This window comes from Lysobacter korlensis, assembly GCF_042434515.1.
Window position 1 is genome coordinate 113,952 of the sequence record NZ_JBHLTG010000007.1, and the last position, 24,831, is coordinate 138,782.

The window sequence follows — 24,831 nt, forward strand, 5'->3', positions numbered from 1 at the left end:
CCGACGGTCGTGCGCCGAACCGCCGACCGCCCGTTCGCCGCGCCGGCATCATGCGACGCGGCCGAGCGCAGCACCCGCCAAGGCGCGAGAAACCGCGGAAACAGGGGGTCGCAGCCGCGCGCCCGGCGGGAGTAATCTGCGGCCATCGCCGCGCATCGGGGCACGGCGAACCTCTGATCAGGAGCCGCTGTGCGTAAAGCCTTTGCCATCATCTCCCTCCTCCTCGTCCTCTCCTGTGTGCTGCAGTTCTACTTCGCGGCGATGGGCGTCTTCAGCAAGCCGGAGGATGAGCTGTTCACCATCCACGGCATGAACGGCGCCATCTTCGTCAGGCTGCTCGCGCTGCTCGTGCTCGTCTTCGCCGCGCTCGCCAAAGCGGGCAAGCGCGCGGTCTGGCTGAGCGCGATCGCGTTCGTCTTGGTGCTGTTCCAGACCGTGCTGTTCATCCTCACCGGCGTGATCTTCGGCACCGGACCGGAGAGCGACACCGTGCCCATCGGAGCGACGATCCTGCTGAGCGTCCACGGCCTGAACGGCGTCGTGATCACGCTGCTGGGGATCGCCGTGCTCGCAATCGCATGGAGGCTCGGGTTCCCGCGGCGCGGCGCGGGGGCGACCGCGGAGGGCGCCCGGACGGCGACGCCCGTGCAGTGACCTCCTCCCAGCTGCTCGCTCTGGAGCTCGGCGCCGCGGTCGTCGGCGCCGGCTCCTGGGTGGGCGCCGCGGTGCTCGCCGCGCTGGCGCCGTCGCGCCGGAGTGCCCGGTTCGCAGTTGCCCTCGTCGGCGTGGGTGTGGTGGCGCTGCTGGCGCAGGCCGGCCTGAGCGGCGTCCTCGTGTCCCGTCACTGGGCGTTCGCGCAGGAGCGACTCTTGTTCGCGCTGCCCCTCGCGGCCCTGGGTGCCGCGATCGCGGTGATCTTCGGGCTCCGCCCGCTGCTGGCGGCCGCACGCGGCTGGCCGGACCGGCTCTCAGCAGCGGTGCCGACCGGCATGACCGCCGCGGCGATCGCGGGCATCCTCGGGATCGTCGCGCGGTCGGTGATCGGGTACCCGCTGACACTTCCGGCGGCCGCTGTGCTGCTGGCCCTCGCCGTCCTCACCACCGCGCTCGCCGCCGCACTCTTCGCGCGACGCGGTCGCAGGCAGATCGCCGGACTGGTGGCGTTCAGCGCTCTGGTCGCCTGCACCGGGGTCGGCTACGCGTGGCTGACGGACACGGCGGACCCGTCATCGCTGACGACGCCGCACCAGCACCCCTCGAACGCCCGCCCCGCCCTCGCCTCAGCCGACGCTGTGTCCGTCGAAGAGCTCCGGACCCCGCCAGACGCGGATGGGCCGGTCGCCTCCTTCGACCTGACGGCCGGCACCGAGCGGCTGACACTCGCCTCCGGCGCATCCGTCGATGCCTGGGCGTTCGGATCGGTCCCCGGTCCAGAGCTGCGGGTCACCGAGGGGGACCTGGTGAAGGTGACCCTGCACAACGCCGACATCGCGGAGGGGGTCACGATCCACTGGCACGGGGTGGATCTGCCGAACGGCGACGACGGTGTGGCGGGAGTGACCCAGAACGCGGTCCGCCCGGGCGACTCGTTCCAGTACCGCTTCGTCGCGGAGGACCCGGGCACGTACTGGTATCACACACATCAGCACTCGGCCGAGGGCGTGAAGCGGGGCCTCTACGGCACGCTCGTCGTGCTGCCGAAGTCCGGAATCGCCGAGCAGGTCGACCTCACCCTGCCGGTGCACACGCTCGGTCGCCGGGTGCTCCTCGGCGAAACCGACGAGGGGCGCACGGTGCGCGTGGAGGCCGGGCAGTCCGTGCGACTTCGCCTGCTCAACACCGACCAGGTCCCGCGGCGCTTCCGCATCGCGGGCACCGACTTCCGCGTCGTCGCTGCGGACGCGCGAGACCTCACCGCGCCGACGCCGGTGGAGTCGGCCGCGCTGCGCATCCCGGCCGGTGGCCGCCTCGACATCGCATTCACGATGCCCGACACCGGGGTGCTCGTCACCACGGACGCCTCGTCCAGTGCATCCCTCACCTTGACCGCCGGCGAAGGCGCCGCGACACCGCAGGTCGATCCGGACGCACCGGATCTCGACCTGCTCCACTACGGCAGGCACGCCGGCACGCCGGCCGTGCCCGACGGTCCCCTGATCGAATCGACCATGGTGCTCGACCGGCTGCCTCGGTTCCTCTCCGGCATCCCGCGAGAGGCGTACACCGTCAACGGGCGGGTGTTCCCGCACATCCCCAGCCTCGACGTGCGGGAAGGGGACACCGTTCGGCTGACGGTGGTGAACCGCGGCTGGGAGACCCACCCCATGCACATCCACGGCCACCACGTGCTGGTGCTCTCCCGGAACGGGGTGGCGGCCACCGGTTCACCCCTCCGGCTGGACACGTTCGACGTGCAGCCCGGCGAGGTGTGGGAGGTGCTGCTCTCCGCCGACAACCCGGGCATCTGGATGGACCACTGCCACAATCTGGACCACGCGGTCGAGGGAATGATGATGGCGCTGCGCTACGAGGGCGTGACCAGCCCGTTCGAGCAAGGCGGACCGCACGACAACCACCCAGAATGACCCGGGAAGGGCCGGGGCGACACATTCGAGGCCAGAACTGCGAGACGATGAACCCATGACCTCCCCCACTCCGACCGGAACGATCGGCGACGGCCCGCGCGGCCAGGAGCTGCAGCTCATCCGCCGCTTCCCCGACCCGATCGACGATGTGTGGGCCGCCATGACGGAGTCCGATCAGCTGGAACGCTGGATCGGCCGCTGGGAAGGCGACCCTCGCAGCGGCCGCGTGACGTTCTTCATGACGGCGGAAGGCGACGTCCCGCCGGAGGAGTACCGGATCGTGGAATGCGCTCCCCCGCACCGGTTCTCCGGCTCCACCCGTGTCGGGCAGGACACCTGGCGGCTGCGGTTCGAGCTCACCCACGACGACGGCGTCACGACACTGCTCTTCGCCCAGCTGCTCGGAGGTGACGACATCGGCAGCATCGGTCCGGGCTGGGAGTACTACCTCGACCGGCTGTCCCGCGTGCTGGACGACGCGGACGCCGCCGACATCGACTGGGACGACTACTACCCCGCCATGCGGGAGTACTACACGGAGCTGTCCGGCTGAGCGGGATGACACCGGCGTCCGAGCATTCAGAGACGGAGCTCCGGCGCCTGGATGCGGCCGAGGCCCTCGCGAAGCGGCTCGACCGCCCGATGGGCGTGCTCGGGCTGCTGTTCCTGTTCGTCATCCTCGGGCAGCTGCTGGCCAAAGAGCAGCCGCTCGTGTCGATCCTCACGGTCCTCGGCTGGCTGTTCTGGGCGGTCTTCGCTGCGGAGTTCTTCCTGCGCGCGTACATCGCCGGCTTCGGGCGGCGGTTCTGGAAGCGCAACTGGTGGCAGCTCGTGTTCCTGCTGGTGCCGTTCCTGCGCTTCTTCCGTGCCCTGCAGGCGCTCCGGGTGCTGCGGGTCACCCGGCTGGCGCGACTGGGCGGCATCTTCTCCGCCGGTGTTCGCGGCACCCGGTCCGCGGGGCGTCTGCTCACCAGCCGCATCGCCTGGCTCGGCGCGGTGACCGCCGTGGTCATCCTGGCTTCCAGCCAGCTGCTCTATGCCGCGGGCTCGCACGACCGCTACTCCGAAGCCCTCTACGAAGCGGCGGTGACGACCATCACCGGCGACGGCATCACCTCGCAGACTCCATTCGCGCAGTTCGTCCATGTGCTGCTGGCCATCTACTCGGTGGTGATCTTCGCCACCCTGGCGGGCTCGATCGGCGCGTTCTTCCTGCGCCGGGAGGCGAGCGAGGCACCGCAGAATGCACCTCAGTAGTTCCCCGGCTGCAGCGCTGCCGCAGGCAGGCACTTCTCGAGCGCGGAGTGCGCGGGCGTCGCGTCCTCGATGAACCGGATCGCCTGCTCGATGTCGTCGGTCAGCTTCACGATCTCCTCGTAGCGATCGCCGAAGAGATTCGAGAGCACCGGCACCACGGGCAGGGTCGCACTCCAGTAGTCGATGCCGAGCAGCACCATCGGGCTGTGGCGGTTGCCGTATGACTCGTAGAAGTTCTGAGCCGCGTCCTGGAAGATCTCCTGCACGGTTCCGGCGCTGCCCGGCGCGTAGACGATGCCGTGCGTGGCGATGGCGAGGAGCCCGTCCTCGCGGATGCTGTTCTGGAACAGCTTGCCGATGTCGGTCGCCAGCGGGGTCGACGGCTCGTGTCCGTAGTGCCATGTCGGCACGGAGAGGGTCCTGCCTGGATCCTTGCCGGACGAGTACACCTCGAACACCGGCGTGAACCACTTGTGCGCCGCCCTCGCGAGCTTCATGTCGGCGTGGCCGTCCTCATCGAGGATCTCGCCGAGGCCTACTGGCATCCCGGGGACCACCGCCAGAGCGCGGATCGCTTCCTCCAGCCGATCCTCCTTCTCGCCCACGAGGAACGCACCCAGATGACTCGCCTCCATGGCCCCGGGTCCGCCGCCGGTGGTGACGAGGAAGTCCCGGGCGGCGAGCTCTCGCGCGAGCCGCGCCACCGTCGCATACACCGGATCGTCCCGGCGGAGCTGGTGCCCGCCCATCACGGCGACCACCTTGCGGTCCTCGATCACCCTCGCCGTGAGCTGGGTCGTGGACGTGTCGTGCAAGGACCGGAGCATCGCCGTGTACGAATCGGAGACCGTGGCGCCGCCGTGCGCCTGGAACTCGGCGTAGATCCGGAAGTCCGCCGTCTCCACCCAGGAATCGGGCCGAGCGGGATCGAACCCCTCGTACAGTTCCTCCGCGCGGTAGACGTTCCGCCGCACGGGCTCGAACTGCAGGCCTGCGGGCCTGATCGGGTGCCGCGTCTTCCTGGAGCCCGCTTCGGATGCCGCCGTCATGACAGGAACGTATCGAGCGGATGGGCCGATGGCCACCCCTCGGCCGTCCGCCTGTGCTTCAGCAGGAAGCGAGCGACGTGGCGGTCAGTACCCGCCGCCCTGGCAGCAGGAGTCGTAGCAGCGTTCGGTGCGCTGGACATCGCGGCAGGCCTGCAGGGCTGCCTCAGCGTTCACGAAGGGGCCGAGGCGCGGGTGCGCCGGCCCGTGCGGGTAGCAATACGTACCGGTCTCCTCGGCTCGGATGACCGCGACCGCGAGCGCGGCCGGTGACCCCTCGACGACGACGAGGTGCTCGGCGGGGTCGCCGGTCCCGACGAGCACCAGCGGCTCATGTGCGTTCAGCGCGAGCGTGTTCCGTTCGAGCTCCAGCGTCATGGTGTTCTCCCCGGGGTGAGTGGCGACGGAAGTGAACGCTACGCCGTTTATCTTGATTGTCAAATTACTTGATCTCTGATCTACTCGACTTGACAAATACTCGATTCGCGATTTAGTGACTCATCGAGTTAGCTTGGCAGGGCCGCGGTCGTCGCGGTGCAGAAAGGAGAGGCACGGATGCCGGGCGAGCACGCGGACACGGCCACAGTGGGCACCGAGGCGACTCGGGCGCTGGCACACGAGAGCGCCCTGGCCCTCACTGCCGCGTTCCGCACCATCGACAGCTTCCGACGCTTCATCGCCGCCCACCACGACATCGGCACCAACGAGGTGCGGGCACTCAGTCGCATCTCCGAGGGCGAGCACGTCACCCCGAAGGCGCTCGCCGACTCGTTGGAGCTGACCACCGGATCCGTCACATCGCTGATCGACCGCCTGGAGAGCGCGGGACTTGTGGTCCGCACGCCGCATCCGCAGGACCGCCGCAGCCTGCAGCTCGAGCTCACACCGGAGGGCACCAGCAAGATGAACGCGGTCTACGACGCGTTCGAGATGCAGGTGCAGGAGGCAGTGAACGCGGTCCCGGAATCGCACGTGCGAGCCGCGAACGAATACCTCGCCGTCGTCGCACGAACGGTGCGCTCCCGCGGCGCCTGACCGCTCCGGGCCGACCCGGCCAGGTCAGCGGTGCGCCTGCGCCTGCGTCTCCTCGTCGGCCACGCGGACACCGTGGCGGTAGGTGAGTTCGCCGCCGAGGAACCCTGACGCCCCGACCGCCGCGAACCCGACGAGGGCCGCCACGAATCCTGCCACCGCGGGCCCCTCCTGCGGCCCGTTGAGCCGCAGCAGGAAGCTCACGGCGAAGAGCACGATGGCCGCGATGTTGAGCGCCATGTGCGTCAGGGCGACGCGCCGCGCCTTCGTGCCCCGGGTGAGGATCGACAGGTCCATGAGCCCGAACACCGCCGCGACGAGCGCCCCGATCACACCGATTCCGACGAGCCACTTCGCGCCGCGGACGAACGCCTCGGGGTCGCCGGAGAAGAAGCTCACCAGATCGAAGACGAGCGCGCCGGTCCAGGCGCCGATCGGCACGGTCACCAGCATCGCGTGGAATGGGTGCCCATACGGGCCCGCGAGCGGCGTCCTCGGCCGCTTCGCCCGCCGCAAGGCAGACAGGTCACTCATCTCGCACCTCCGGACGGCTCGCACCATCGCATGCCGCTTGAGATCAGCGTATTCCCGCCCGGGCCCGCGCCGCAGGCTCACTCCACGCCGCCCGGTTTCGCGGTCGAGACGCGTCCCGGAGCAGGGTGCAGTTGGCGATAGCAGTGTTGCCGCGCCCCTTTGGATGGCGACTCAGACGGCGCGGCGCGCGCCCGTCAAGAACTCACCGACGAGCCGGGCAACACCGTCCGGATCGGTCAGCCATGGTGCATGCCCCCCAGGAACGACGTGCATTTCGGCGCGTCGGAGGATTCGCGCCGCCTCCTCGCCGACCGACGGCGGCCCGAACGGGTCGCGATCGCCCCATATGAGCTGCACCGGCCGCTCGATGCGGCGAAGGGTCTCCGCGGTCAGCGCGGTCTGCGGCCGGGCACCCCGCAGCCGGATCGCAGCGTGCAGCAGCCTCGTCCAGGCGACGCCGAAGTGCGGCAGCCGCTCCATCGCGAGCGCGAGGTCGCGCAGTTCGTCGTTCCCGCGGAGATCGATGCCCGCGGATGCCAGCGTGCGCTCCAGCTGCCGTTCAGAGGGCCGTTGAAGTCGCAGCAGGAGCGGGCCGAGGCCGGCGACGGAGAGCAGTCGCATCGGCGGCGGCGCCGACGTTCCGAGCAGCAGCGCCGGGCAGCCGACGAGGATCAGGGACGAAACCCGCGAGGGGCGCTCCGCCGCCAGCCACAGCGTCCACAGCGCCCCCATGGAGTTGGCGACCACCACCGGCCGGTCAACCTCGAGGGAGTCGAACGCCGCCTCGAGGAAGTCGACGGCGGCGGCGCGCAGCGGCCGTTCGGGCGCCGGAAGCAGGTCGCCGAGGCCGAACCCCGGAAGTTCCAGCAGATGTGCCCGGATGCCCGGAACCGCGGCGACGAGCGGGGCCCAGCCCGCGGCCGGCATGCCGCCTCCCGGCACGAACACCACCGGCTGACCGTCCCCGCCGACGAGCGCGCGACCGGTTCCGCCCGCGACCGCGAAGCGTCGCTCCTCGAGCTCGAGCCCGTACCGGCCAAGCAGCCGGCGTTCCGCCGACTCGAATTCTCCACCCACGCCGACTCCTTTACACCGTGTCAACCTGACGCTACGACTATGTTTACACCGTGTCAACCGAAACGCATCCGCCATCCACACGGGAACGGATCCTCCGCGCTGCATGGGCCGCGATCGAGAGCCGGGGAGCCGAGACCCGCCTCTCCGACATCGCCGACGAGGCCGGCGTCTCGAGGCAGGCGGTGTATCTCCACTTCCGCGACCGGCCGGGGCTGCTGCTCGCCCTCGTCGAGTTCATGGATGGCGAGCTCGGCGTCGGAGCGATGGCCGCCCACGTGTTCGCCGCGGAAAGCGGCACGGAGATGCTCGAGCGTGCGGTGGCGCTGAACGCGACTCTCTCCCCCAGCATCGATGGAGTGGCACGCGTGCTGGAAGCGGCCCAGTCGACGGACGAGGCGATGGCCGCGGCATGGCGCAGCCGCATGGACAAGCGGCGCGCAGGGCACCGCGCGATTGTGCAGCGGATCGCGGACGAGGGCCGGCTGGCGCCGGGGTGGACCGCGGAGGAGGCGGCCGACCTCGTCTCCGTCACCCTGCTGCCGTCGGCGTGGCGGGAGCTGACGCAGCATCTCGGCTGGAGCGCGGAGCAGTATCGGGAGCGGACCGCCCAGTTCTTGCGCGGCGCGTTCGTCCGCTGAGGCCCCCGGCGGCGTGAGCGGGCGGTCGAGGCGATCACGGGACCTGGCGTAGGTTGTTTCCGAGCGATGTGCGGTCGCTCCCGCAGCACACGACGAAGTGGAAGCGCGATGCGCCTGTACCTGATCGGAGCGGGGGCGATCGCCCACACCCACGCGGAAGCCGCAGCGAAACTCCGGGAGCCGGTCGAGCTTCGCGTCGCCGATCCCAGCGATGCCGCGCGAACGGCGTTCCTGGCCGCGCATCCGTCCGCGCGTGCCTTCAGGACAGCTGAGGAGATGCTCGCCTCGGAGCCGGCCGCGCCCGGCGACATCGCCGTGGTGGCCACTCCCCCGGCATTCCACTCCGGACCGGCGCGGGCCGCCGCACGCAGCGGCCGCAATGTGCTCTGCGAGAAGCCGCTCGCCATGTCCGTGGCAGAGGCGGAAGAGATGCTCCGTGTCGCGACCGAGCACGGCATGCTGCTCGGGTCGTGCAGCACCCGCTTCCGCGGTCTGCCGCACACGGAGGCGGTGAAACGGGTGCTGGCGAGCGGCGCGCTCGGTGATGTCTATTCGCTGACGTTCGTCACGAAGTGGCCGCGCAGCCGCGCCGGCATCGAATACCAGCCCGCGAGCCGCTGGTTCCTCGACTCCTCGCAGAGCGGCGGCGGGGTGGTCATGGACTGGGGACCATACGACATGTCGACGCTCTTCGACATCCTGCGGCCCACCGCGGTGGAGGTCACCGACGCCTGGATCGCCCAGCCGAAGACCGGCGCCGACCCTACCGACATCGTCTTCGACACGGAGAGCCACGCGGGCGCAACGCTCCGCTTCGGCACCGCCGACGGGATCGTCCACGTCGCTTTCGAGCGCGCGAGCGCCACGCACGGCGAGGAGTTCGCGCGCGCCGAGCTCTCCGGCACCCTCGGATCCCTGCGCTGGACGCCGTTCGACTCCCAGCAGCCGGTGCACCTCCGCACCGATCGCGACGGCGAACCCCACGAGGAGGTCGTCGAACCTCCGGAACGGGACGACCTCACGATCTTCGACCGGCCGCTGCTGCACTTCGTCGCGGCGGTGGCGGGCGAGCCATCCCTGGCCAGTCTCGGTCGCGATGCGGTCACCGAGTTCCGCTGCCTGCGCGCGATTTACGAGGTCGCCGCCACCGGTCGTCCCGCACGGGTCGAGGTGGGCGGATGACCGCCCGATCTCGATTGGGACCCCGGCTCGCGCGTGCCGCGGCACATCGTCATGCTCGGATTCGAGGTCGCAATGATCCGGATCCGGGCTTGACGGGTCGGAAGTTAGGCATGCCATACTTAGGCAATGCTTACCTTCCCAATCGCCCCGCCGGTCCGTGACGCGAGGCCCGCGTACCGGCCGTTCCGGGCGGTTGTGGCAAAGGTCATCCGGCTCACCCCCCACTTCACCCGCGTGACCTTCACCGGTGATGACCTGCACTGTTTCGGCACCGACCGGCGCGATCAGCGCGTGAAGATCGTGTTCCCGATCCCCGGCGTGGGCATCAGCGACTTCGGCTGCGACTCCGCCGAGGTGCTCGCCGCGGGCACTTGGTACGCCAAGTGGCGCGAACTGCCGGACGGGCTGCGCAACCCGTTCCGCACGTACACGATCCGCGACGTCCGACCTGAGGAACGCGAGGTGGATGTCGACTTCGTCGCGCACGGCGACGGAGGGCCGGCCGCGCACTGGCTCCTGTCGGCCGAGCCGGGCGACGAGGTGGTGCTGGTCGGGCCGGACGTCAACAGCATCAACTCCGCGGTCGGCATCGACTGGCATCCGGGCGACGCCCGCGACGTGCTGCTCGCCGGCGACGAGACCGCCGCCCCGGCGATCTGCGCGATCGTCGAGTCCTTGCCGGAGACGGTGAGCGCGCGGGCCTTCATCGAGGTGCCGAGCGCCGATGACGTGCTGCCCATCGCCCGCAACGCGGAGTCGATCACCTGGCTGCCGCGAGACGGTGCGCACCACGGTGCCCGCCTCGAGCCGACCGTCACCCGCTGGGTGAGGGAGAACCCGGACTCCTGGTGGTCGGCGCACGTCGACGTGATCCAGCCGGTTCCCGACACCGATGTCGACTCCGAGCTGATCTGGGACAGCCCAGAGGACGCACCCGGGTCGCCGTTCTACGCATGGCTGGCGGGAGAGGCCGCCGTCATCAAACGTCTCCGCCGGCTGCTCGTGACGCAGACCGGCATCGACCGGCGCCGGGTGGCCTTCATGGGGTACTGGCGGCTCGGCAGGCCTGAGGCGCAGTGACCCGGTGATCCTCTCCGCTCCGGTCTCCACGACGGGAGGAACGAGAGCCACTCGCAGACCGCGCGCGCTTCCACTCGCCGGCCTGGTGCTCCTCCTCGTCCTCGTCGTGCTGGCAAGCCTGGCAATCGGCGCTCGCGACATCTCCCCCGCCGGCGTCTTCGAGGCGCTGTTCGCTCCCGATGTCTCAGTCGCGGACCACGTCGTCGTGCAGGAGCTGCGCATCCCGCGGACCGTCCTCGGCGTGCTCGCCGGGGCGGCGTTCGGCATCGCCGGGGCCCTCATCCAGGGCATCACGCGGAACCCGCTGGCGGACCCCGGACTGCTCGGCGTCAATGCCGGCGCGTCACTGTTCGTGGTGATCGGCATCACGTGGTTCGGCGCGGCCACGGCGCTCGGGTTCATCTGGTTCGCGCTGGCGGGCGCCGCCACCGCGGCGGTCGCCGTGTACGCGGTGGGGTCGATAGGTCGGGAGGGCGCCACCCCGGTGAAGCTGGCCCTCACCGGCGCCGCGCTCACCGCCGCTCTCACATCGCTGCTCACCATCCTGCTCCTCGCGGATCTCGAGACCCTGGACCGGTTCCGCTTCTGGACCGTCGGGTCCCTCGTCGGCCGGGGTCTCGAGACCGCCGCCGCGCTGGCGCCGTTCCTGCTCGTCGGGGCGGTGCTCGCCGCGGTGGGCGCCAAGACGCTGAACGCGCTCGCGCTCGGCGATGACCTCGCCCGCGGGCTGGGGCAGAACATTCCGATTGCGCGGGCGGTCACCGGAGCGGCGGTCGTGCTGCTCTGCGGCGCCGGCACGGCGCTCGCAGGCCCGGTCGTGTTCGTCGGGCTGGTCGTGCCGCACGCCGCACGCTGGATCGCCGGACCGGATTACCGCTGGATCCTCGCCTACTCCGCCCTGCTCGGTCCGGTGCTGATGCTGGTCGCCGACGTTCTGGGCCGCCTCGTCCTCCGCCCCGGGGAGCTCGAGGTCGGCATCGTGGTCGCGTTCCTCGGCGCTCCCCTGCTCATCGCGCTCGTGCGCCGCACGAAGCTGGCCGCCCTGTGACCGCCGCGTCAGCACTGTCCACGCCGCTCCGGGCCACGCGTGCGGCGCGCCGCCGGCACTCGACCGGCGTGCACGCCGCACTCGGCGTCCTGGTGCTCGCCCTCGCGGCCCTGGGGATGTCGCTCGGCGACTACACGATCGCGGTGCCGGACCTGGTCGCGGCACTGCTCGGCCAGGGCAGTGGCGGCGATGAGTTCGTGGTCACCAGACTCCGGCTCCCGCGGGTGCTGCTCGGGGCGCTGGTCGGCGCCGCGCTGGCCGTGTCGGGCGCCACCTTCCAGGCGGTGCTGCGGAACCCGATCGCGAGCCCCGACATCATCGGCGTGACGACGGGCGCCAGCGCCGCGGCAGTAGCCGGGCTCCTGCTCTTCGGTCTCAGCGGGGCGGCACTCTCGGCCGTGGCGTTCCTCGGTGCGCTCGTCGTCGCTCTCGCCATCTACCTGCTCGCGCGACGCGGCGGGGTGACCGGCTACCGGTTCGCGCTCATCGGCATCGCCTTCGCCTTCGTCGCCACGTCGGTGCTCAACTACCTGCTCAGCCGTGGTGACGTGCAGGATGCGCAGGCGGCGCTGGTCTGGCTCGTCGGCAGTCTCGCCGGCACCGGTTGGGACGATGTCGCGCTGGTCGCGGTCGCCCTCGTCGTGCTGCTCCCCGCCGCGCTCCTGCTCGCCCGGCCGCTCAGCATCCTTCAGCTCGGCGACGACACCGCCACCTCCCTCGGGATTCGATCCGAGCGGTTGCGACTGGCCTTGCTCGTCGTCGCCGTCGCACTGGCAGCCACGGCGACCGCGGCGACCGGGCCGGTCGCGTTCGTCGCGTTCCTCGCCGCCCCGATCGCGAGGCGCCTGGTGTCCGCCGACCGCGCCGTGCTCGGCGTCGCCGCCCTGGTCGGTGGCGCCATGGTGCTCGGCGCCGATCTGGTGGGACAGCATCTGCTCGGCGCCGGGTCGCAGATCCCGGCCGGCATCATCACCGGCGCGGTCGGCGCACCTGGGCTGCTGTGGCTGCTCGCCAGCACGAACCGTCGCGGAAGGGGCGTCTGATGGCCGCGGAGAACCGGACACCGAACCGGCCACAGTCGCACGAACTCCGGGCGGACGGACTCGCGCTCGGCTACGACGGCGCCAGCATCGTGGAAGGCCTCGACCTCACCTTGGCGACCGGCCGGGTCACCGTCATCGTCGGCGCCAACGCCAGCGGCAAGTCGACCCTGCTGCGCGGGCTCGCCCGGCTGCTGCGGCCACGCGACGGCCGGGTGCTGCTCGACGGCACGGACCTGGCGAAGCTGCCCTCCAAGGAGGTGGCCGCCGTGCTCGGCCTGCTCCCCCAGCAGCCGATCGCCCCGGACGGCATCACCGTGGGCGAGCTGGTCGGACGCGGCAGGTACCCCCACCAGGGCTGGTTCCGGCAGTGGACCTCCCAGGACGATGCGATCGTGGCGGAAGCGCTCGCCGCGACGGACACGCAGGACCTCGCCCACCGGCGTGTCGAGGATCTCTCCGGAGGGCAGCGGCAGCGGGTCTGGATCGCCATGGTGCTGGCCCAGGACCCGGAGCTGCTGCTCCTCGACGAGCCGACGACGTTCCTCGACGTGACGCACCAGATCGAGGTGCTCGACCTGCTCACCGGTCTCAACCGCACCCGCGGAACGACGATCGCGATGGTGCTCCACGACCTGAACCTCGCGGCCAGGTACGCCGACGAGCTCATCGTGATGTCCGCCGGCCGCATCCTCGCCCAAGGCCCGCCGGCACAGGTGATCACCGAGCACTGCGTCGCCGAGGCCTTCGGCCTGACCGCCCGGATCATTCCGGACCCGGTGAGCGGCTCGCCGATGGTGGTGCCGATCGGCCGGTTCCACGCCGCACCGCTCCCGGCCCACACCCCCCACTGACCCATTCCTTCCACTCAACACAGCGAACAAAACCCACCACCTTGAGGAGATCCGTGTCCACCTTCCGAACGAACACAGCGATCCGCACGAGCGCATCGGCGCTCGTGCTGAGCGCCGCCGTGCTGCTCGCCGGCTGCGCCGGCACGTCCCAGTCCGCAGAGGGCGGCGAGCAGGCCGCCTCCGGCGACTTCCCGGTCACGATCGAGCACGCGTTCGGCGAGACCACGATCGAGGAGGAGCCGACCAGGGTCGCCACGTGGGGGTGGGCGAGTGCCGATGCGGCGATCGCGCTCGGCGTGGTTCCGGTCGCCATCCCGGTGCAGAGCTACGGCGGCGACGAGAACGGCCTGCTTCCCTGGATCGCGGAGGAGCTCGAGACGCAGGGCGCCGAGATGCCGACGATGCTGGCGGAGGGTGAGGAGCCGCCGTACGAGCAGCTCGCCGAGGCCGCGCCAGACGTCATCCTCGCCCCGTACTCCGGCGTCACGCAGGAGCAGTACGACCTGCTGAAGGAGATCGCGCCGACGGTCGCCTATCCCGAGACCGCCTGGTCGACGCCGTGGCGGGACGTGATCGACATCGTCGCCGAGTCGCTCGGCAAGTCGGATGAGGCGGCTCTGCTGCTGGAGGACATCGACGCGCAGATCGCCGAGCAGGCGGAGGCGCACCCGGAGTTCGAGGGGAAGTCCATCGCGATGGTCGCCGACTCGGCGGGCACCTTCTACGTCTACGAGAAGACCGACCCGCGCGCCGAGTTCGCGCTCGACCTGGGGTTCGAGAGCGCGCCGGCGGTGGACGAGCTGTCCACGGGCGAGTCGACGTTCTACTACACGCTCAGCTACGAGAACCTCGATCAGCTGGAGAGTGACGTGCTGGTGAGCTTCGCCGCGACCGAGGAAGAGCAGCAGGCGTTCCTCGAGTCGGGCGCCGCGAGTGTGATGCCGCAGGTGCAGTCCGGCGCGGTGGCCACCCTGACCGGTCCGGAACTGGTCGCCGCGGTCTCGCCGCCCACGGCGCTGTCGCTCACCTGGGGGCTCGACACCTTCGTGACGGAGCTGTCGGAGGCGGCACTGGCGGCGGACGCCGGCTGAGCCCTCGCGCCCGCAATTCCTCGGCGGGGTCGGATCGGCGATGCGCCGCTCCGGCTCCGCCGATTCGCGTTCCGGGAGGAATTCGCGCAGGGCGAAACGGCGGCGCCCCCGAGTGTCGCCGGGTCGGCGTAGTGTGGGGTGCCGCCGCCGCTGAACGGGGTGCGACCCACGCCGCACGCCGTCATCCCGCGCCCCTTTCTCACGCTCCACGATCACGACCAGGAAGCCTCATGCTCGGACGACTGCTCCTGACCTACCTCAAGCCGCACCGCGGGCTCCTGATCGGCGTGCTGGGATTCCAGTTCATCTCGGTGCTGGCCTCGCTGTACCTGCCCAGCCTCAACGCGGACATCATCGACAACGGCGTCGCCCGCGGTGACACCGGCTACATCTGGTCCACCGGCGTGCTGATGCTCGGCATCTCGCTCGGCCAGATCGTCGCCGCCGTCATCGCCACCTACCTCGCCGCGAAGGCGGCGATGCGGGTCGGCCGCGAGATCCGCAACGACGTCTTCGAGAAGGTCAGCGGGTTCTCCGAGCGCGAGGTCTCGCAGTTCGGCGCCGGCTCGCTCATCACCCGCAACACCAACGACGTGCAGCAGGTGCAGATGCTCGCGATGATGGGCGCCACCATGCTGGTCACCGCCCCGCTGCTGGCCGTCGGCGGCATCATCATGGCGCTGCGTGAGGATGTGGGGCTCAGTTGGCTCATCGCCGTCGCGGTCCCAATCCTGCTGCTGGTCGCGCTTCTCATCGTCGGGCGGATGGTGCCCCTCTTCCGGCAGTTCCAGGAGAAGCTCGACAACGTCAACCGCATCATGCGCGAGCAGCTCACCGGCATCCGCGTCGTCCGGGCCTTCGTGCGGGAGCCGATCGAGGAGGAGCGGTTCCGCGCGGCGAACACCGACATCATGATCGTCGGCCGCAAGGTCGGCTCGCTCTTCGTTCTGCTGTTCCCGGTGTTCATGCTGGTGCTCAACGTGACCGTGGTCGGCGTGATCTGGTTCGGCGGGATCGCGGTCGATCGCGGTGAGGTACAGATCGGCAGCCTCTTCGCGTTCATGGCGTACGTGATGCAGATCCTCATGGGCGTGCTCATGGCGAGCTTCATGACCGTGATGATCCCGCGCGCGGCGGTGAGCGCCGACCGGATCGGCGAGGTGCTCGCGAGCCAGTCGACGCTGCTGCCGCCGGCTGAGCCGGTGTACCAGTTCAAGACCCGCGGCACCGTGGAGTTCCGGAACGCCACGTTCAGCTACCCCGGGGCCGAGCATCCTGTGCTGGACGGGGTGAGCTTCCGTGCCGAGCCCGGCGAGACGGTCGCCATCATCGGCTCGACCGGCGCGGGCAAGACCACGCTGGTCTCCCTCATCCCCCGCCTGTTCGACGTGACCGACGGATCGGTGCTCGTCGGCGGCGTCGATGTGCGCGACGCCGACCTGCCGACCCTGTGGTCGACGATCGGGCTGGTGCCGCAGCGGCCGTTCCTCTTCAACGGCACGGTCGGCTCGAACCTCCGCTTCGGCAAGGCTGACGCCACCGACGAGGAGCTGTGGCATGCGCTCGAGATCGCGCAGGCCGCCGACTTCGTCCGCGAGATGCCGGAGCAGCTGGACTCCCCGATCGCGCAGGGCGGAACCAACGTCTCCGGCGGCCAGCGGCAGCGGCTCGCCATCGCCCGCGCCATCGTGCACGAGCCCGACATCCTCGTCTTCGACGATTCCTTCTCGGCGCTGGACCTGCGGACGGATGCCAGACTGCGGCAGGCGCTTTGGCGTGAGCTGCGACACACCACGAAGATCGTCGTCGCGCAGCGTGTGTCGACCATCACGGATGCGGACCGCATCATCGTGCTGGAGGACGGCCACGCAGTGGGCATCGGCACCCACGATCGGCTGCTCGAGACGAGCGCCACCTATCGCGAGATCGTCGAATCCCAGCTCGGAGTGGAGGCACAGGCATGAGCGACCGCACCCGGCGCAAGCAGGCGGCAGAGCAGGCGGGCGCCGTCACAACCACGACCGACCCACGCCAGTCCGACGCGGAACGGGAGGAGGAGCTGAAGGCGGAGCAGGCGCGGGCCTCCGCCGACGACTGGAGCAGCCTTCCCCAGGGCAAGCCGGAGAACTTCGGGCAGAGCTTCCGCCGGCTGCTGGGCCTGCTGAAGCCCCACGCGATGGGCCTCGTCCTCGTCTCCATCCTCGGCGCGATCGGCGTCCTCTTCACCGTGCTCGCCCCGCGGGTGCTGGGTGAGGCGACGAACATCATCTTCGAGGGCTTCGTCTCGTCGCAGTTGCCAGCCGGCACCTCGCAGGAGCAGGTCGTCGCGGGGCTCCGGGAGTCCGGGCAGGAGGACCTCGCGAACATCGTCGCCGCGATGACGAACCTCGTCCCAGGGTCCGGCGTGGACTTCATCCGCCTCGGCCAGGTGCTCATGGTGGTGCTCGGCCTTTACGTCGCCGCGTCGTTCCTGTCGTGGGTGCAGGGCTACGTCATCAACGTGATCATGGTCCGCGCGATGTGGCGGCTGCGCGAGTCGGTCGAGGAGAAGATCCACCGGCTTCCGCTGGCCTACTTCGACAAGGTGCAGCGCGGCGAGCTCATCTCCCGGGTGACGAACGACATCGACAACATCACCCAGACGATGCAGCAGTCACTCTCCGGCGCGTTGACCAACATCCTCACCGTGGTGGGCGTGCTGGTCATGATGTTCTCGATCTCCTGGCAGCTCACCATCGTCGCGCTCATCTCGCTCCCGCTGATGGGTGTCATCTTCGGGATCATCGGACCCAAGTCGCAGCAGGCGTTCGGAACCCAGTGGAAGAAGGTCGGGCGGCTCAACGCGCGGGTCGAGGAGTCCTTCTCGGGGCATGCGCTGGTGAAGGTGTTCGGCCGGGAGGCGGAGGCCCGGGCCGAGTTCGCCAAGGAGAACGAGGAGCTCTACGAGGCCGCGTTCAAGGCACAGTTCCTCTCCGGCATGATCATGCCCGGAATGATGTTCATCGGAAACCTCACCTACGTCGGCATCGCCGTGCTCGGCGGACTCATGGTGGCCGGCGGTCAGCTGCGGCTCGGCGACGTGCAGGCGTTCATCCAGTACTCGCAGCAGTTCACCCAGCCGCTCTCGCAGCTCGGCGGCATGGCGGCGGTCGTGCAGTCCGGCACCGCCTCCGCGGAGCGGGTGTTCCGGCTGCTCGACGAGGACGAGCAGGAGCCCGACCCCGTGGAGGCGCCGGAGCCCGAGGACGGCGCCGGCACCATCGCGTTCGAGAACGTCTCGTTCTCGTACTCCCCGGATCGTCCACTCATCCGGGACCTGTCGTTCACCGTCGAGCCGGGGCAGACGGTGGCGATCGTCGGCCCGACCGGCGCGGGCAAGACCACACTGGTGAACCTGATCATGCGGTTCTACGAGCTCGACGGCGGCCGCATCCTGCTCGACGGGCAGGACACCGCCGAGCTGACGCGGCGCGACCTGCGCTCCCGCACCGGCATGGTGCTGCAGGACCCGTGGCTGTTCGCCGGGACGATCCGGGAGAACATCCGCTACGGTCGCCAGACCGCGACCGACGAGGAGATCATCGCCGCCGCGAAGGCGACATACGTCGACCGGTTCGTCCACTCGCTGCCGGACGGCTACGACACCCTGCTGGACGAGGACGCCGCGAACGTCTCCGCGGGCGAGAAGCAGCTGATCACGATCGCACGGGCGTTCGTGGCGCAGCCGTCGGTGCTCATCCTCGATGAGGCGACTTCATCGGTGGACACCCGCACCGAGCTGCTGCTGCAGCACGCGATGGCCGCGCTCCGCGAGGGGCGCACCTCATTCGTGATCGCACACCGGCTGTCCACCATCCGCGACGCGGATCTCATCCTGGTCATGGAGCACGGCTCCATCGTGGAACAGGGCACGCATGACGGGCTCATCGTGCGGGAGGGCGCCTACTGGCGGCTCTACAACGCACAGTTCGAGCACGCGGCCGCGGACCCGGAGGAGCCGCTGACGGCACCGGAGCGGACCGGCGTCTCGGGCGAGTCACTATCGGAGCGGTTGTCGGAGCAGCTGGAGGACTCTCTGGAGTCCTGAAGCGGGGAGGCCGGGAGCGGGCTCAGTCGTCGTCGTCGTCCTCGGACTGCTCGTCTTCGGCCTGCTCCTCGGCCTGTTTCTTCGCCGCTTCCTCTTCCTTCTTCGCGGCTTCCTCCGCCTTCTTCCGCGCCTCTTCCTCGGCTTTGCGCTGTTCCTCCGCAGCCTTCCGGGCCGCTTCCTGGTCCTTCTTCTGCTGCTCGGCTGCCTTCTTCGCAGCCTCCTTCTCCGCCTTCTGCTGCTCCTCGGACTCGGTAGCGCCCTCGCCGCTGTCGGCACCGGAAGACCCGGTTCCGCCCGGGGAGGCCGGCGGTTCCGGCTTCTCCTGCTCGAGCTGGTCGAGCCGCTTCTGAAGCTCGGCCAGCTCGGCCTGCGAGAGCGCCTTCTCCAGATCGGCGCGAACCAGGGCGATGCTCGACAGGATGCTGGCGAGCCGCGCCTGTGAGACGAGCGATTTCGCCGCAGCGTCGTAGGCCGCTGCCTCGAGCTCCTGCAGGCGCAGCAGGGCGGTGAGCGCGTCGCCGTCCGCGGCTGCCTCCGTGACGGTGAGCACGCGATCCTGCAGTGCAGCGGCCACCGTGGCGGAATAGTCCGGCGGTTGCTGCGACGCGCACCCTCCGAGCATGGCCCCGGCGAGCGCGAGCGCGATCAGCCGGCGGTTCATGCTCCTCGACGCAGCGAATATCCTGCGCTGACGACCCCGCACCCGTGGGCGAGGAAGCCGTTCCATTCGTACTCCACGGGAATTCCATCGCTGCCTTGCATGACCACGATGGTATTCGGGCTGTCGGACTCCGCCATCGCGTACCGGTCGACGCCATCGAACTCGCCACCGTGCAGCCGCGCGATGTAGACGTCTCCGGTTGCGAGAGTGATGGTGCTCATAGGGCCCTCCTCGGGCGCGACGGTCGGTGCGGGCGCTGTTCGCGTCCGCACCGGCCGCCTCGAGATCAGACGAGGGGACCGTCCGAGCTGGCGGAACGTTGGGTGACGCGCTCACCGGACGCCGGATCGGCGGCCGTGCGAGTGGTCGCGACCGCGCTCCGGCGACGGAAGAGGAACACCAGCCCGATCAGCACGGTGACCACCCCGCCGGCCATCAGCAGGTAGCCGACGAGCTGCAGATCGATCCAGCCCGCCTCGACGTTGAGTGCGAAAGCCAGGATGGCACCCACGACGAACATGAAAATTCCGGCTCCGATACTCATTCTCGGCTCCATTCGGGTCAGCGCAGGGCCACATTCGGTGGGGTAAGGCGAGGCCCAGCATTGGTACCGAGCGATTTTGCATAGTTAGCTGAGTATTCGCTGGATTCGGGCCGAAGGTCGTGGCCGAATTTCTTCCGTGTCCCCCGAATCCCGAGGCATTCCTGTAAGCGTCTCTTGAATCCTTGTGGCCGCCGCTCGTTCCCACCATGCTGAACCTGGGCGCTACACAAGCGTCCACTGAATAAAACATGGAAGCCGGCGCTGGTCGCCAAAGACGTCAAAGGAACTGGTACCCCATGAACAACACTCTTCTCATCATCATTGCGGTGGTCGCCCTGATCCTGCTCCTGCTCGGCGGGTTCAACCAGGCCCTGCAGTTCTTGCTGTGGGTGGGCATCATCCTGCTGGTCGTCGCGATCATCCTCTTCATCGTCCGCGCAATGGGCGGCCGACGAGGAGTCTGAGCGCACACGCACGAGAAGGCCCCCGCGACCGGTACCGGTCTCGGGGGCTTCTTCGTGATCAGTTGACGTCAGCTGCGCGGACGGATCAGTCGTCGTCCCCGTCGTCCTCATCGTCATCGTCATCGTCTGAGTGGCGGTCCGAGTCGTTCTCCTGCAGCGCACGCTTGGCGGCCCGCTCGCGCGCCTCCGCTTCCTCTTCGAGCCGCTCGGCCTCTTCCTCGGCGCGCTCCTGCGCCTCCTCGGCCTCGTCCTCGAGCCGCTCGGCCTCTTCCTCCGCCAGCTCCTCGAGCCGCTCGGCCTCCTCCTCCGCGTCCTCGGCCAGGCGGCGCTGCTCATCGCGTGCGGCGGCGTGGTCGTCACCGGAGTCGTCATGATCCGCACCCTGGTGACCCGAATCGTCGTCGCGCTCGGACCCATCCGCGTCGGCGTCGTCGCGCGAGTCGGAGTCGTCGTCGGACGAGTTCTCGGACTCCTCGTCGAGGATGTCGTGCCCGACGTGGTCTTCAGGCGTGCCGTCGCCGCGGAGGTCACCCCGGACCTCGACGGAGTCGTCCGAGCTGTCGTCCCCCGTCGGAAGCGCGGTGGCCACCACCGTGTCGAACGCCTCCTGAGCGACCGGCGGCAGGACGTGCGCCGCGCCGGCGCCCACGACGCCGACCGTGGCTGCGGTGGCGCCGACACCGATCTTCGCGGCCAAGCCAAGGCCGACAAACCAACTCAACATGCTGTGCAGCTCCCCCGTGTCGCGAACGCTGCCGCCCCCGGCGAATCGTCCGCACTGCTCCCCCGTGCGCCGACGGCCCTCGTTCCGCAAATTCCTGGCGCAGGAACTGAGTCGTTCCTTGCGGGGACACTATCGGCGCTGCGTGAGGCCGCAAATCCCCCATGCTGGGGGCGCTCGGTAACGGTTCGGCAACGACTCGAGTCGTTGCCGAACCGTCAGGAACTAGCTCTCGAGGTCGCGGAGTGCTGACCGCACCTGCACGACGTCCTCGCCGTGGACCGCATCGAAGTAGTCCTGCACCGATCCGTCGTCGTAGATCACCTGCACGAAGAGGTAGCCGTTCTCGGGCCAGGAGGCGAGCGCCTCGACGAACTCGTCGTTGTTCACCTTCTCCTGCAGGTCTGCGAGCTCGGCCTCCGTCAACGAGCCGGCGTTGGCCGGGTCGGTGAACGGGTCGACCACCTTCATCGGGTCGTAGAGCGCGAGCATGATCGGCGGCTGCGTCACGGTGAACTTCGTTCCGTCCCAGGTGCCCTGCACCGCGTACGTGCCCCAGGTGACCCCGGATGCCGATTCGGAGCCATCCACCGCGGTCCAGTCCCAGCCGACGATCTCCGGTCCACTGCACTGCGGCGGGTAAGACTCCATCACCGCACCGAGGCAGAACATCGGCTCCTCACCGTCGACCTGGAGTACGGTGCCCTGCCCGAGGACCTCGCCGGGCGCTGCGGGATTGGAGGCTGGAACGGCAGGAGGGGCGTCGCCACCGGCGGCGTCAGCGGCGGGCGCGGCGCTGCCCGCGCATCCGCTGAGTGCAAGAACGAGCGCGCCGCCGACCATGGCGGCGCCGAGTGCTGTGAATGCTCGTGAACGGTTCATGAGATGAGTGTGCGCCCGCCGCCACCCCAGCCACCACCCAACGTTTGCGACGTTTTGATCGTCGCTCAGCTGCCGGTAGGGGCGGCAAGGACCTTCGCCCCTGACTCTCCGGCGTGGCCACCCCTAATCTCGTGGGGACGGTCCACGGTGGTGCCTGAGTCCTTCACGCTCATTGGACGGCATCGGCGCGGGGCACCGGGCATACGGCGCGAGAGAAGGGGACCACCATGGAGAAGTACATCGTCCTGAAGGACCTGGAGCGCGGCGCTGTCGGCGATCCCTTCGGCAACGCAAGCTTCGGACCCGGCGTCCGCGCGATCAGCGGCCCCCCGGAGCCGCGGATCGAGGTGCTGCAGCTCGACCACCATGATCGCGCCGAGCTGCTCCGCGACCAGACGGTTGTCGCTCTCGCGCCCGCGATGCCGACACGCCTGATCGAACCGGTCGCCGTCGCACCGGCAGCCGACGCGCCCGCCACCTGGGGCGTGGCAGCCGTCGGCGCGGACACGTCGCCGTTCACCGGCCAGGGGACGGTGGTCGCCGTGCTGGACACCGGCATCGACGCGACGCACCCGGCGTTCCAGGGTGTCGACATCGTGCAGCGCGACTTCACCGGTGAAGGCGACGGTGACGGGAACGGGCACGGCACGCACTGTGCGGGGACGGTGTTCGGCCGCGACGTCGACGGCCAGCGGATCGGCGTGGCACCTGGCGTGCCGAAGGCGCTGATCGCCAAGGTGCTGGGCGCGGAGGGCGGGGGCGACTCCGAGATGCTCCTCAGCGCGATCCAGTGGGCGTTGGACAACGGGGCGAATGTGATCTCGATGTCGCTCGGCTTCGACTTCCCCGGCTTGGTCGATGAGAGCGTGCAGGCGGGATGGCCGCCTGCGCTCGCCACCTCGCGTGCACTGGAGCTGTTCCGGGGGAATCTGCGCCTCTTCGACGCGGTGATGTCGCTGGCGCGGGCCCGCGAGGCATTCGGCGGCGGTGCAGTCGTCGTCGCTGCCGCCGGCAATGAGAGCCAGCGGAATGTGAACCCGAATTTCGAGATCGCGACGTCGCTCCCGGCGGCAGCCGACGGCGTGGTCTCAGTCGGGGCGCTCGGCAGGAGCGGGGACCGTCTCGACATCGCACCGTTCTCGAACACCTTCCCGATGATCGCCGCGCCCGGCGTGGGCATCCTCTCCGCCGAGGCGGGTGGCGGACTCAGGGCGATGAGCGGAACGAGCATGGCGACCCCGCACGTCGCGGGTCTCTCCGCGCTCTGGTGGGAGCAAATTCGCGCCTCCGGGCTGCCGTTGCAGCTGATCGTGCAGACCGTGGTGGCGAAGCTGCGAGCGACAGCCCGCGTGGACACGCTTGTCGACGGCCTGGACGCCGCCGACCGCGGGGCAGGGCTGGCGGTGGCGCCGGACGGGTCTTCGTGACCGAATGTCCCGATTCGAACGCGACCAGCCGCCGGTGACCGCGGCTTGAGGAGGTCGCCGAATCGCTCGCGCGCTCGGTCGGCGGTCTCGTTCGACCCACGACGGCGTCGAGTGGGTGGGATCGGGGAGAAATGACGCCGACAGTACTCTGAGTGCCGTCCGGTGAAAACGCGCTGCGCGCATCAGGGGAGAGCCACGGAATGAGACCACTTCGATACTCGATCAACGTCACACTCGACGGCTGCTGCCATCACGAAGCAGGGCTCCCACCCGACGAGGAGTCGATGCGTTTCTGGACGGCGGAGATGGAACGAGCCGATGCCCTGCTCTTCGGCCGGGTGACCTACGAGATGATGGAGTCGGCTTGGCGGCAGCCTGCCACGGGCACGTGGCCCGACTGGATGGGTGAGTGGCAGATCCCGTTCGCCGAGACCATCGACCGGGCGAAGAAGTACGTCGTGTCGAGCACGCTGAGCGGGGTCGATTGGAATGCCGAGCTGGTGCAGGGCGACTTGGGGCGCGCGGTTCAGCGGCTCAAGCAGGAGCCGGGCGAGGGCCTGTTCGTGGGTGGGGTGACGCTCCCCCTGGCGTTGGCGGACCTGGGACTGATCGACGAGTACGTGTTCGTTGTGCAGCCGGTCCTTGCCGGACACGGGCCGGCGTTGCTCGCCGGTCTGCGCGAGCGCATCCGGCTCGAGCTCGTGGATCGCCATGAGTTCCGGTCGGGGGCGGTTGCTCAGCGATACCGGCCAGCGCGAGTAACGGATTGACGTGATTCGTCCTGGCACGTCGGCCGCTGCCTCGCGACGGACCGGCGGTCCTCGCGCCTGATTCGGCGACGCGGCTATCCGCCCAGCAAAGCCCGGAGCGTGAAGGCGTTGCGGACGGCGTTGCCGCCACCGTCGTTGTTGAAGTAGACGAACGTCTCCCTGCCCGAGTGCCGCCATTCCCGGACCCGGTCGGCCCACCAGCCGAGGTCGGCGTCCGAATAGGAGCCTCCGTAGAGGTGGTCATGGTCGGGACCGTGCATCCGCAGATACACGAAGGGCGCCGTGGCGCGGAGGATGCAGGGCAGGCGTGCTCCGCTCGTGATGCAGTACGCAGCTGCGTGGTGCTCGAGCAGTGCGAACACGTCGTCGGTGTGCCAGCTGTCGTGCCGGAACTCCACCGCGACTCGGATCCAGTCCGGCAACCGGTCGAGGAAGTAGGCCAGGCGTGCGTCGTCCCGCTGCATCGTCGGCGGCAGCTGCACGAGCAGCACGGCCCTCCGGTCGCCCAGCTCGTGCCAGCAATCGGCGATGCGGTCGATCCACACCTCCGGCGCGTACAGCTTCTTGGCGTGCGTGAGCCCGCGCGGCGCCTTCACCGAGAGGAGGAAGCCCTCGGGCAGCCGGCGGCGCCAGCTCGCGAACGATGCGGTCTTCGGCCAGCGATAGAAGCTCGCGTTCAGCTCCACGGTGCGGAAGTTGCCGACGTACCAGGCGAGCCGATCGCGCGGCGCCACCCCCGGCGGGTAGAGCACGTTCTCCCAGTGGTCGTAGCTCCACCCCGACGTGCCGATGTGGGCACTCATGCGCTGCG

27 protein-coding genes are annotated in these 24,831 nt (G+C 69.6%); 17 read left to right on the top strand and 10 right to left on the bottom strand.

Features of this window, described 5'->3' with window-relative positions:
* The first annotated feature begins 189 nt into the window (after nucleotides 1-189).
* From ACFFGH_RS25330 to ACFFGH_RS25345, 4 genes are read left to right on the top strand one after another with little or no spacing between them, the layout of a single operon-like run.
* Nucleotides 190-654 (top strand): DUF6220 domain-containing protein, encoded by a 465-nt coding sequence (locus ACFFGH_RS25330; RefSeq protein WP_386673535.1) that lies wholly within the window; start codon nucleotides 190-192, stop codon nucleotides 652-654.
* The gene (locus ACFFGH_RS25335) at nucleotides 651-2,585 is read left to right on the top strand and encodes a multicopper oxidase family protein (RefSeq protein ID WP_386673536.1); all 1,935 of its coding nucleotides are present in this window, start codon (nucleotides 651-653) and stop codon (nucleotides 2,583-2,585) included. The genes ACFFGH_RS25330 and ACFFGH_RS25335 overlap by 4 nt, the downstream gene beginning before the upstream one ends.
* A gap of 55 nt (nucleotides 2,586-2,640) precedes the next feature.
* Entirely contained in the window at nucleotides 2,641-3,138 is a 498-nt protein-coding gene (locus tag ACFFGH_RS25340) for an SRPBCC domain-containing protein (RefSeq protein ID WP_386673538.1), read from the top strand.
* 5 nt (nucleotides 3,139-3,143) lie between these two features.
* A complete protein-coding gene (locus ACFFGH_RS25345; RefSeq protein ID WP_386673540.1) occupies nucleotides 3,144-3,842 on the top strand; it encodes an ion transporter in 699 nt (232 codons plus the stop codon).
* On the opposite strand, the gene ACFFGH_RS25350 is transcribed toward ACFFGH_RS25345, so the two are convergent.
* A complete protein-coding gene (locus tag ACFFGH_RS25350) occupies nucleotides 3,836-4,891 on the bottom strand; it encodes an LOG family protein (protein WP_386673541.1) in 1,056 nt (351 codons plus the stop codon). The two genes, ACFFGH_RS25345 and ACFFGH_RS25350, sit on opposite strands and share 7 nt — an antisense overlap.
* An 84-nt stretch (nucleotides 4,892-4,975) precedes the next feature.
* Complete coding sequence (locus ACFFGH_RS25355) at nucleotides 4,976-5,266, bottom strand: hypothetical protein (RefSeq protein WP_386673543.1); 291 nt, start codon at nucleotides 5,264-5,266, stop codon at nucleotides 4,976-4,978.
* Between the two features lie 177 nt (nucleotides 5,267-5,443).
* On the opposite strand from ACFFGH_RS25355, the gene ACFFGH_RS25360 reads away from it, so the two are divergent.
* On the top strand, nucleotides 5,444-5,923 hold the full coding sequence (locus ACFFGH_RS25360) for a MarR family winged helix-turn-helix transcriptional regulator (protein WP_386673545.1): 480 nt from the start codon (nucleotides 5,444-5,446) through the stop codon (nucleotides 5,921-5,923).
* Nucleotides 5,924-5,947: 24 nt separating this feature from the next.
* Here the strand turns inward: ACFFGH_RS25360 and ACFFGH_RS25365 are convergent, their stop codons facing one another.
* A complete protein-coding gene (locus tag ACFFGH_RS25365; RefSeq protein WP_386673547.1) occupies nucleotides 5,948-6,454 on the bottom strand; it encodes a DUF2231 domain-containing protein in 507 nt (168 codons plus the stop codon).
* A gap of 171 nt (nucleotides 6,455-6,625) precedes the next feature.
* On the bottom strand, nucleotides 6,626-7,531 hold the full coding sequence (locus ACFFGH_RS25370; protein WP_386673549.1) for an alpha/beta fold hydrolase: 906 nt from the start codon (nucleotides 7,529-7,531) through the stop codon (nucleotides 6,626-6,628).
* A 50-nt stretch (nucleotides 7,532-7,581) separates the two neighbouring features.
* On the opposite strand from ACFFGH_RS25370, the gene ACFFGH_RS25375 reads away from it, so the two are divergent.
* The 9 genes from ACFFGH_RS25375 to ACFFGH_RS25415 all read left to right on the top strand — a co-directional run bounded on the left by ACFFGH_RS25375 (nucleotide 7,582) and on the right by ACFFGH_RS25415 (nucleotide 18,551).
* Nucleotides 7,582-8,169, top strand: a complete 588-nt coding sequence (locus tag ACFFGH_RS25375) for a TetR/AcrR family transcriptional regulator (protein ID WP_386673550.1) — start codon at nucleotides 7,582-7,584, stop codon at nucleotides 8,167-8,169.
* 108 nt (nucleotides 8,170-8,277) lie between these two features.
* Nucleotides 8,278-9,351: a Gfo/Idh/MocA family protein gene (locus tag ACFFGH_RS25380; RefSeq protein ID WP_386673552.1), complete on the top strand. Its 1,074-nt coding sequence runs from the start codon at nucleotides 8,278-8,280 to the stop codon at nucleotides 9,349-9,351.
* 126 nt (nucleotides 9,352-9,477) lie between these two features.
* Entirely contained in the window at nucleotides 9,478-10,431 is a 954-nt protein-coding gene (locus ACFFGH_RS25385) for a siderophore-interacting protein (RefSeq protein WP_386673554.1), read from the top strand.
* Nucleotides 10,432-10,516: 85 nt separating this feature from the next.
* Entirely contained in the window at nucleotides 10,517-11,479 is a 963-nt protein-coding gene (locus tag ACFFGH_RS25390; protein ID WP_386673556.1) for a FecCD family ABC transporter permease, read from the top strand.
* On the top strand, nucleotides 11,476-12,522 hold the full coding sequence (locus tag ACFFGH_RS25395; RefSeq protein WP_386673558.1) for a FecCD family ABC transporter permease: 1,047 nt from the start codon (nucleotides 11,476-11,478) through the stop codon (nucleotides 12,520-12,522). The genes ACFFGH_RS25390 and ACFFGH_RS25395 overlap by 4 nt, the downstream gene beginning before the upstream one ends.
* Entirely contained in the window at nucleotides 12,522-13,373 is an 852-nt protein-coding gene (locus ACFFGH_RS25400; RefSeq protein ID WP_386673560.1) for an ABC transporter ATP-binding protein, read from the top strand. Before ACFFGH_RS25395 ends, ACFFGH_RS25400 begins: the two co-directional genes overlap by 1 nt.
* A 53-nt stretch (nucleotides 13,374-13,426) precedes the next feature.
* Nucleotides 13,427-14,464: an iron-siderophore ABC transporter substrate-binding protein gene (locus ACFFGH_RS25405; protein ID WP_386673562.1), complete on the top strand. Its 1,038-nt coding sequence runs from the start codon at nucleotides 13,427-13,429 to the stop codon at nucleotides 14,462-14,464.
* A 230-nt stretch (nucleotides 14,465-14,694) separates the two neighbouring features.
* Nucleotides 14,695-16,428: an ABC transporter ATP-binding protein gene (locus tag ACFFGH_RS25410; RefSeq protein WP_386673564.1), complete on the top strand. Its 1,734-nt coding sequence runs from the start codon at nucleotides 14,695-14,697 to the stop codon at nucleotides 16,426-16,428.
* Nucleotides 16,425-18,551 (top strand): ABC transporter ATP-binding protein, encoded by a 2,127-nt coding sequence (locus tag ACFFGH_RS25415; protein ID WP_386673566.1) that lies wholly within the window; start codon nucleotides 16,425-16,427, stop codon nucleotides 18,549-18,551. The genes ACFFGH_RS25410 and ACFFGH_RS25415 overlap by 4 nt, the downstream gene beginning before the upstream one ends.
* A gap of 22 nt (nucleotides 18,552-18,573) precedes the next feature.
* On the opposite strand, the gene ACFFGH_RS25420 is transcribed toward ACFFGH_RS25415, so the two are convergent.
* The 3 genes from ACFFGH_RS25420 to ACFFGH_RS25430 form a co-directional block, all read right to left on the bottom strand.
* Nucleotides 18,574-19,212 carry a hypothetical protein gene (locus tag ACFFGH_RS25420; protein WP_386673568.1) on the bottom strand — a complete coding sequence of 213 codons (639 nt, stop codon included), beginning with the start codon at nucleotides 19,210-19,212 and terminating at the stop codon, nucleotides 18,574-18,576.
* Entirely contained in the window at nucleotides 19,209-19,433 is a 225-nt protein-coding gene (locus ACFFGH_RS25425; RefSeq protein ID WP_386673570.1) for a hypothetical protein, read from the bottom strand. The genes ACFFGH_RS25420 and ACFFGH_RS25425 overlap by 4 nt, the downstream gene beginning before the upstream one ends.
* A 65-nt stretch (nucleotides 19,434-19,498) precedes the next feature.
* On the bottom strand, nucleotides 19,499-19,756 hold the full coding sequence (locus ACFFGH_RS25430) for a DUF6458 family protein (protein ID WP_386673572.1): 258 nt from the start codon (nucleotides 19,754-19,756) through the stop codon (nucleotides 19,499-19,501).
* A gap of 296 nt (nucleotides 19,757-20,052) precedes the next feature.
* Between ACFFGH_RS25430 and ACFFGH_RS25435 the strand changes: the two genes are divergently transcribed.
* A complete protein-coding gene (locus tag ACFFGH_RS25435) occupies nucleotides 20,053-20,220 on the top strand; it encodes a hypothetical protein (RefSeq protein WP_386673574.1) in 168 nt (55 codons plus the stop codon).
* Nucleotides 20,221-20,305: 85 nt separating this feature from the next.
* Here the strand turns inward: ACFFGH_RS25435 and ACFFGH_RS25440 are convergent, their stop codons facing one another.
* Nucleotides 20,306-20,944 (bottom strand): hypothetical protein, encoded by a 639-nt coding sequence (locus tag ACFFGH_RS25440; RefSeq protein WP_386673576.1) that lies wholly within the window; start codon nucleotides 20,942-20,944, stop codon nucleotides 20,306-20,308.
* Between the two features lie 222 nt (nucleotides 20,945-21,166).
* Nucleotides 21,167-21,823, bottom strand: a complete 657-nt coding sequence (locus tag ACFFGH_RS25445; RefSeq protein ID WP_386673578.1) for a hypothetical protein — start codon at nucleotides 21,821-21,823, stop codon at nucleotides 21,167-21,169.
* Between the two features lie 227 nt (nucleotides 21,824-22,050).
* On the opposite strand from ACFFGH_RS25445, the gene ACFFGH_RS25450 reads away from it, so the two are divergent.
* Together ACFFGH_RS25450 and ACFFGH_RS25455 are read left to right on the top strand one after the other, a co-directional pair.
* A complete protein-coding gene (locus ACFFGH_RS25450; protein ID WP_386673580.1) occupies nucleotides 22,051-23,250 on the top strand; it encodes a S8 family peptidase in 1,200 nt (399 codons plus the stop codon).
* Nucleotides 23,251-23,450: 200 nt separating this feature from the next.
* Nucleotides 23,451-24,020 carry a dihydrofolate reductase family protein gene (locus ACFFGH_RS25455; protein ID WP_386673582.1) on the top strand — a complete coding sequence of 190 codons (570 nt, stop codon included), beginning with the start codon at nucleotides 23,451-23,453 and terminating at the stop codon, nucleotides 24,018-24,020.
* A 74-nt stretch (nucleotides 24,021-24,094) separates the two neighbouring features.
* On the opposite strand, the gene ACFFGH_RS25460 is transcribed toward ACFFGH_RS25455, so the two are convergent.
* Nucleotides 24,095-24,823: a DUF72 domain-containing protein gene (locus ACFFGH_RS25460; RefSeq protein WP_386673584.1), complete on the bottom strand. Its 729-nt coding sequence runs from the start codon at nucleotides 24,821-24,823 to the stop codon at nucleotides 24,095-24,097.
* Nucleotides 24,824-24,831 lie beyond the last annotated feature (8 nt).

Bases quoted from the DNA above. Each gene is read 5' to 3' on its own strand.
- ACFFGH_RS25340 (WP_386673538.1), top strand. From the start codon at position 2,641: ATGACCTCCCCCACTCCGACCGGAACGATCGGCGACGGCCCGCGCGGC.
- ACFFGH_RS25345 (WP_386673540.1), top strand. From the start codon at position 3,144: ATGACACCGGCGTCCGAGCATTCAGAGACGGAGCTCCGGCGCCTGGAT.
- ACFFGH_RS25350 (WP_386673541.1), bottom strand. From the start codon at position 4,891: ATGACGGCGGCATCCGAAGCGGGCTCCAGGAAGACGCGGCACCCGATC.
- ACFFGH_RS25355 (WP_386673543.1), bottom strand. From the start codon at position 5,266: ATGACGCTGGAGCTCGAACGGAACACGCTCGCGCTGAACGCACATGAG.
- ACFFGH_RS25360 (WP_386673545.1), top strand. From the start codon at position 5,444: ATGCCGGGCGAGCACGCGGACACGGCCACAGTGGGCACCGAGGCGACT.
- ACFFGH_RS25365 (WP_386673547.1), bottom strand. From the start codon at position 6,454: ATGAGTGACCTGTCTGCCTTGCGGCGGGCGAAGCGGCCGAGGACGCCG.
- ACFFGH_RS25380 (WP_386673552.1), top strand. From the start codon at position 8,278: ATGCGCCTGTACCTGATCGGAGCGGGGGCGATCGCCCACACCCACGCG.
- ACFFGH_RS25385 (WP_386673554.1), top strand. From the start codon at position 9,478: ATGCTTACCTTCCCAATCGCCCCGCCGGTCCGTGACGCGAGGCCCGCG.
- ACFFGH_RS25400 (WP_386673560.1), top strand. From the start codon at position 12,522: ATGGCCGCGGAGAACCGGACACCGAACCGGCCACAGTCGCACGAACTC.
- ACFFGH_RS25410 (WP_386673564.1), top strand. From the start codon at position 14,695: ATGCTCGGACGACTGCTCCTGACCTACCTCAAGCCGCACCGCGGGCTC.
- ACFFGH_RS25415 (WP_386673566.1), top strand. From the start codon at position 16,425: ATGAGCGACCGCACCCGGCGCAAGCAGGCGGCAGAGCAGGCGGGCGCC.
- ACFFGH_RS25420 (WP_386673568.1), bottom strand. From the start codon at position 19,212: ATGAACCGCCGGCTGATCGCGCTCGCGCTCGCCGGGGCCATGCTCGGA.
- ACFFGH_RS25425 (WP_386673570.1), bottom strand. From the start codon at position 19,433: ATGAGCACCATCACTCTCGCAACCGGAGACGTCTACATCGCGCGGCTG.
- ACFFGH_RS25430 (WP_386673572.1), bottom strand. From the start codon at position 19,756: ATGAGTATCGGAGCCGGAATTTTCATGTTCGTCGTGGGTGCCATCCTG.
- ACFFGH_RS25435 (WP_386673574.1), top strand. From the start codon at position 20,053: ATGAACAACACTCTTCTCATCATCATTGCGGTGGTCGCCCTGATCCTG.
- ACFFGH_RS25440 (WP_386673576.1), bottom strand. From the start codon at position 20,944: ATGTTGAGTTGGTTTGTCGGCCTTGGCTTGGCCGCGAAGATCGGTGTC.
- ACFFGH_RS25445 (WP_386673578.1), bottom strand. From the start codon at position 21,823: ATGAACCGTTCACGAGCATTCACAGCACTCGGCGCCGCCATGGTCGGC.
- ACFFGH_RS25450 (WP_386673580.1), top strand. From the start codon at position 22,051: ATGGAGAAGTACATCGTCCTGAAGGACCTGGAGCGCGGCGCTGTCGGC.
- ACFFGH_RS25455 (WP_386673582.1), top strand. From the start codon at position 23,451: ATGAGACCACTTCGATACTCGATCAACGTCACACTCGACGGCTGCTGC.
- ACFFGH_RS25460 (WP_386673584.1), bottom strand. From the start codon at position 24,823: ATGAGTGCCCACATCGGCACGTCGGGGTGGAGCTACGACCACTGGGAG.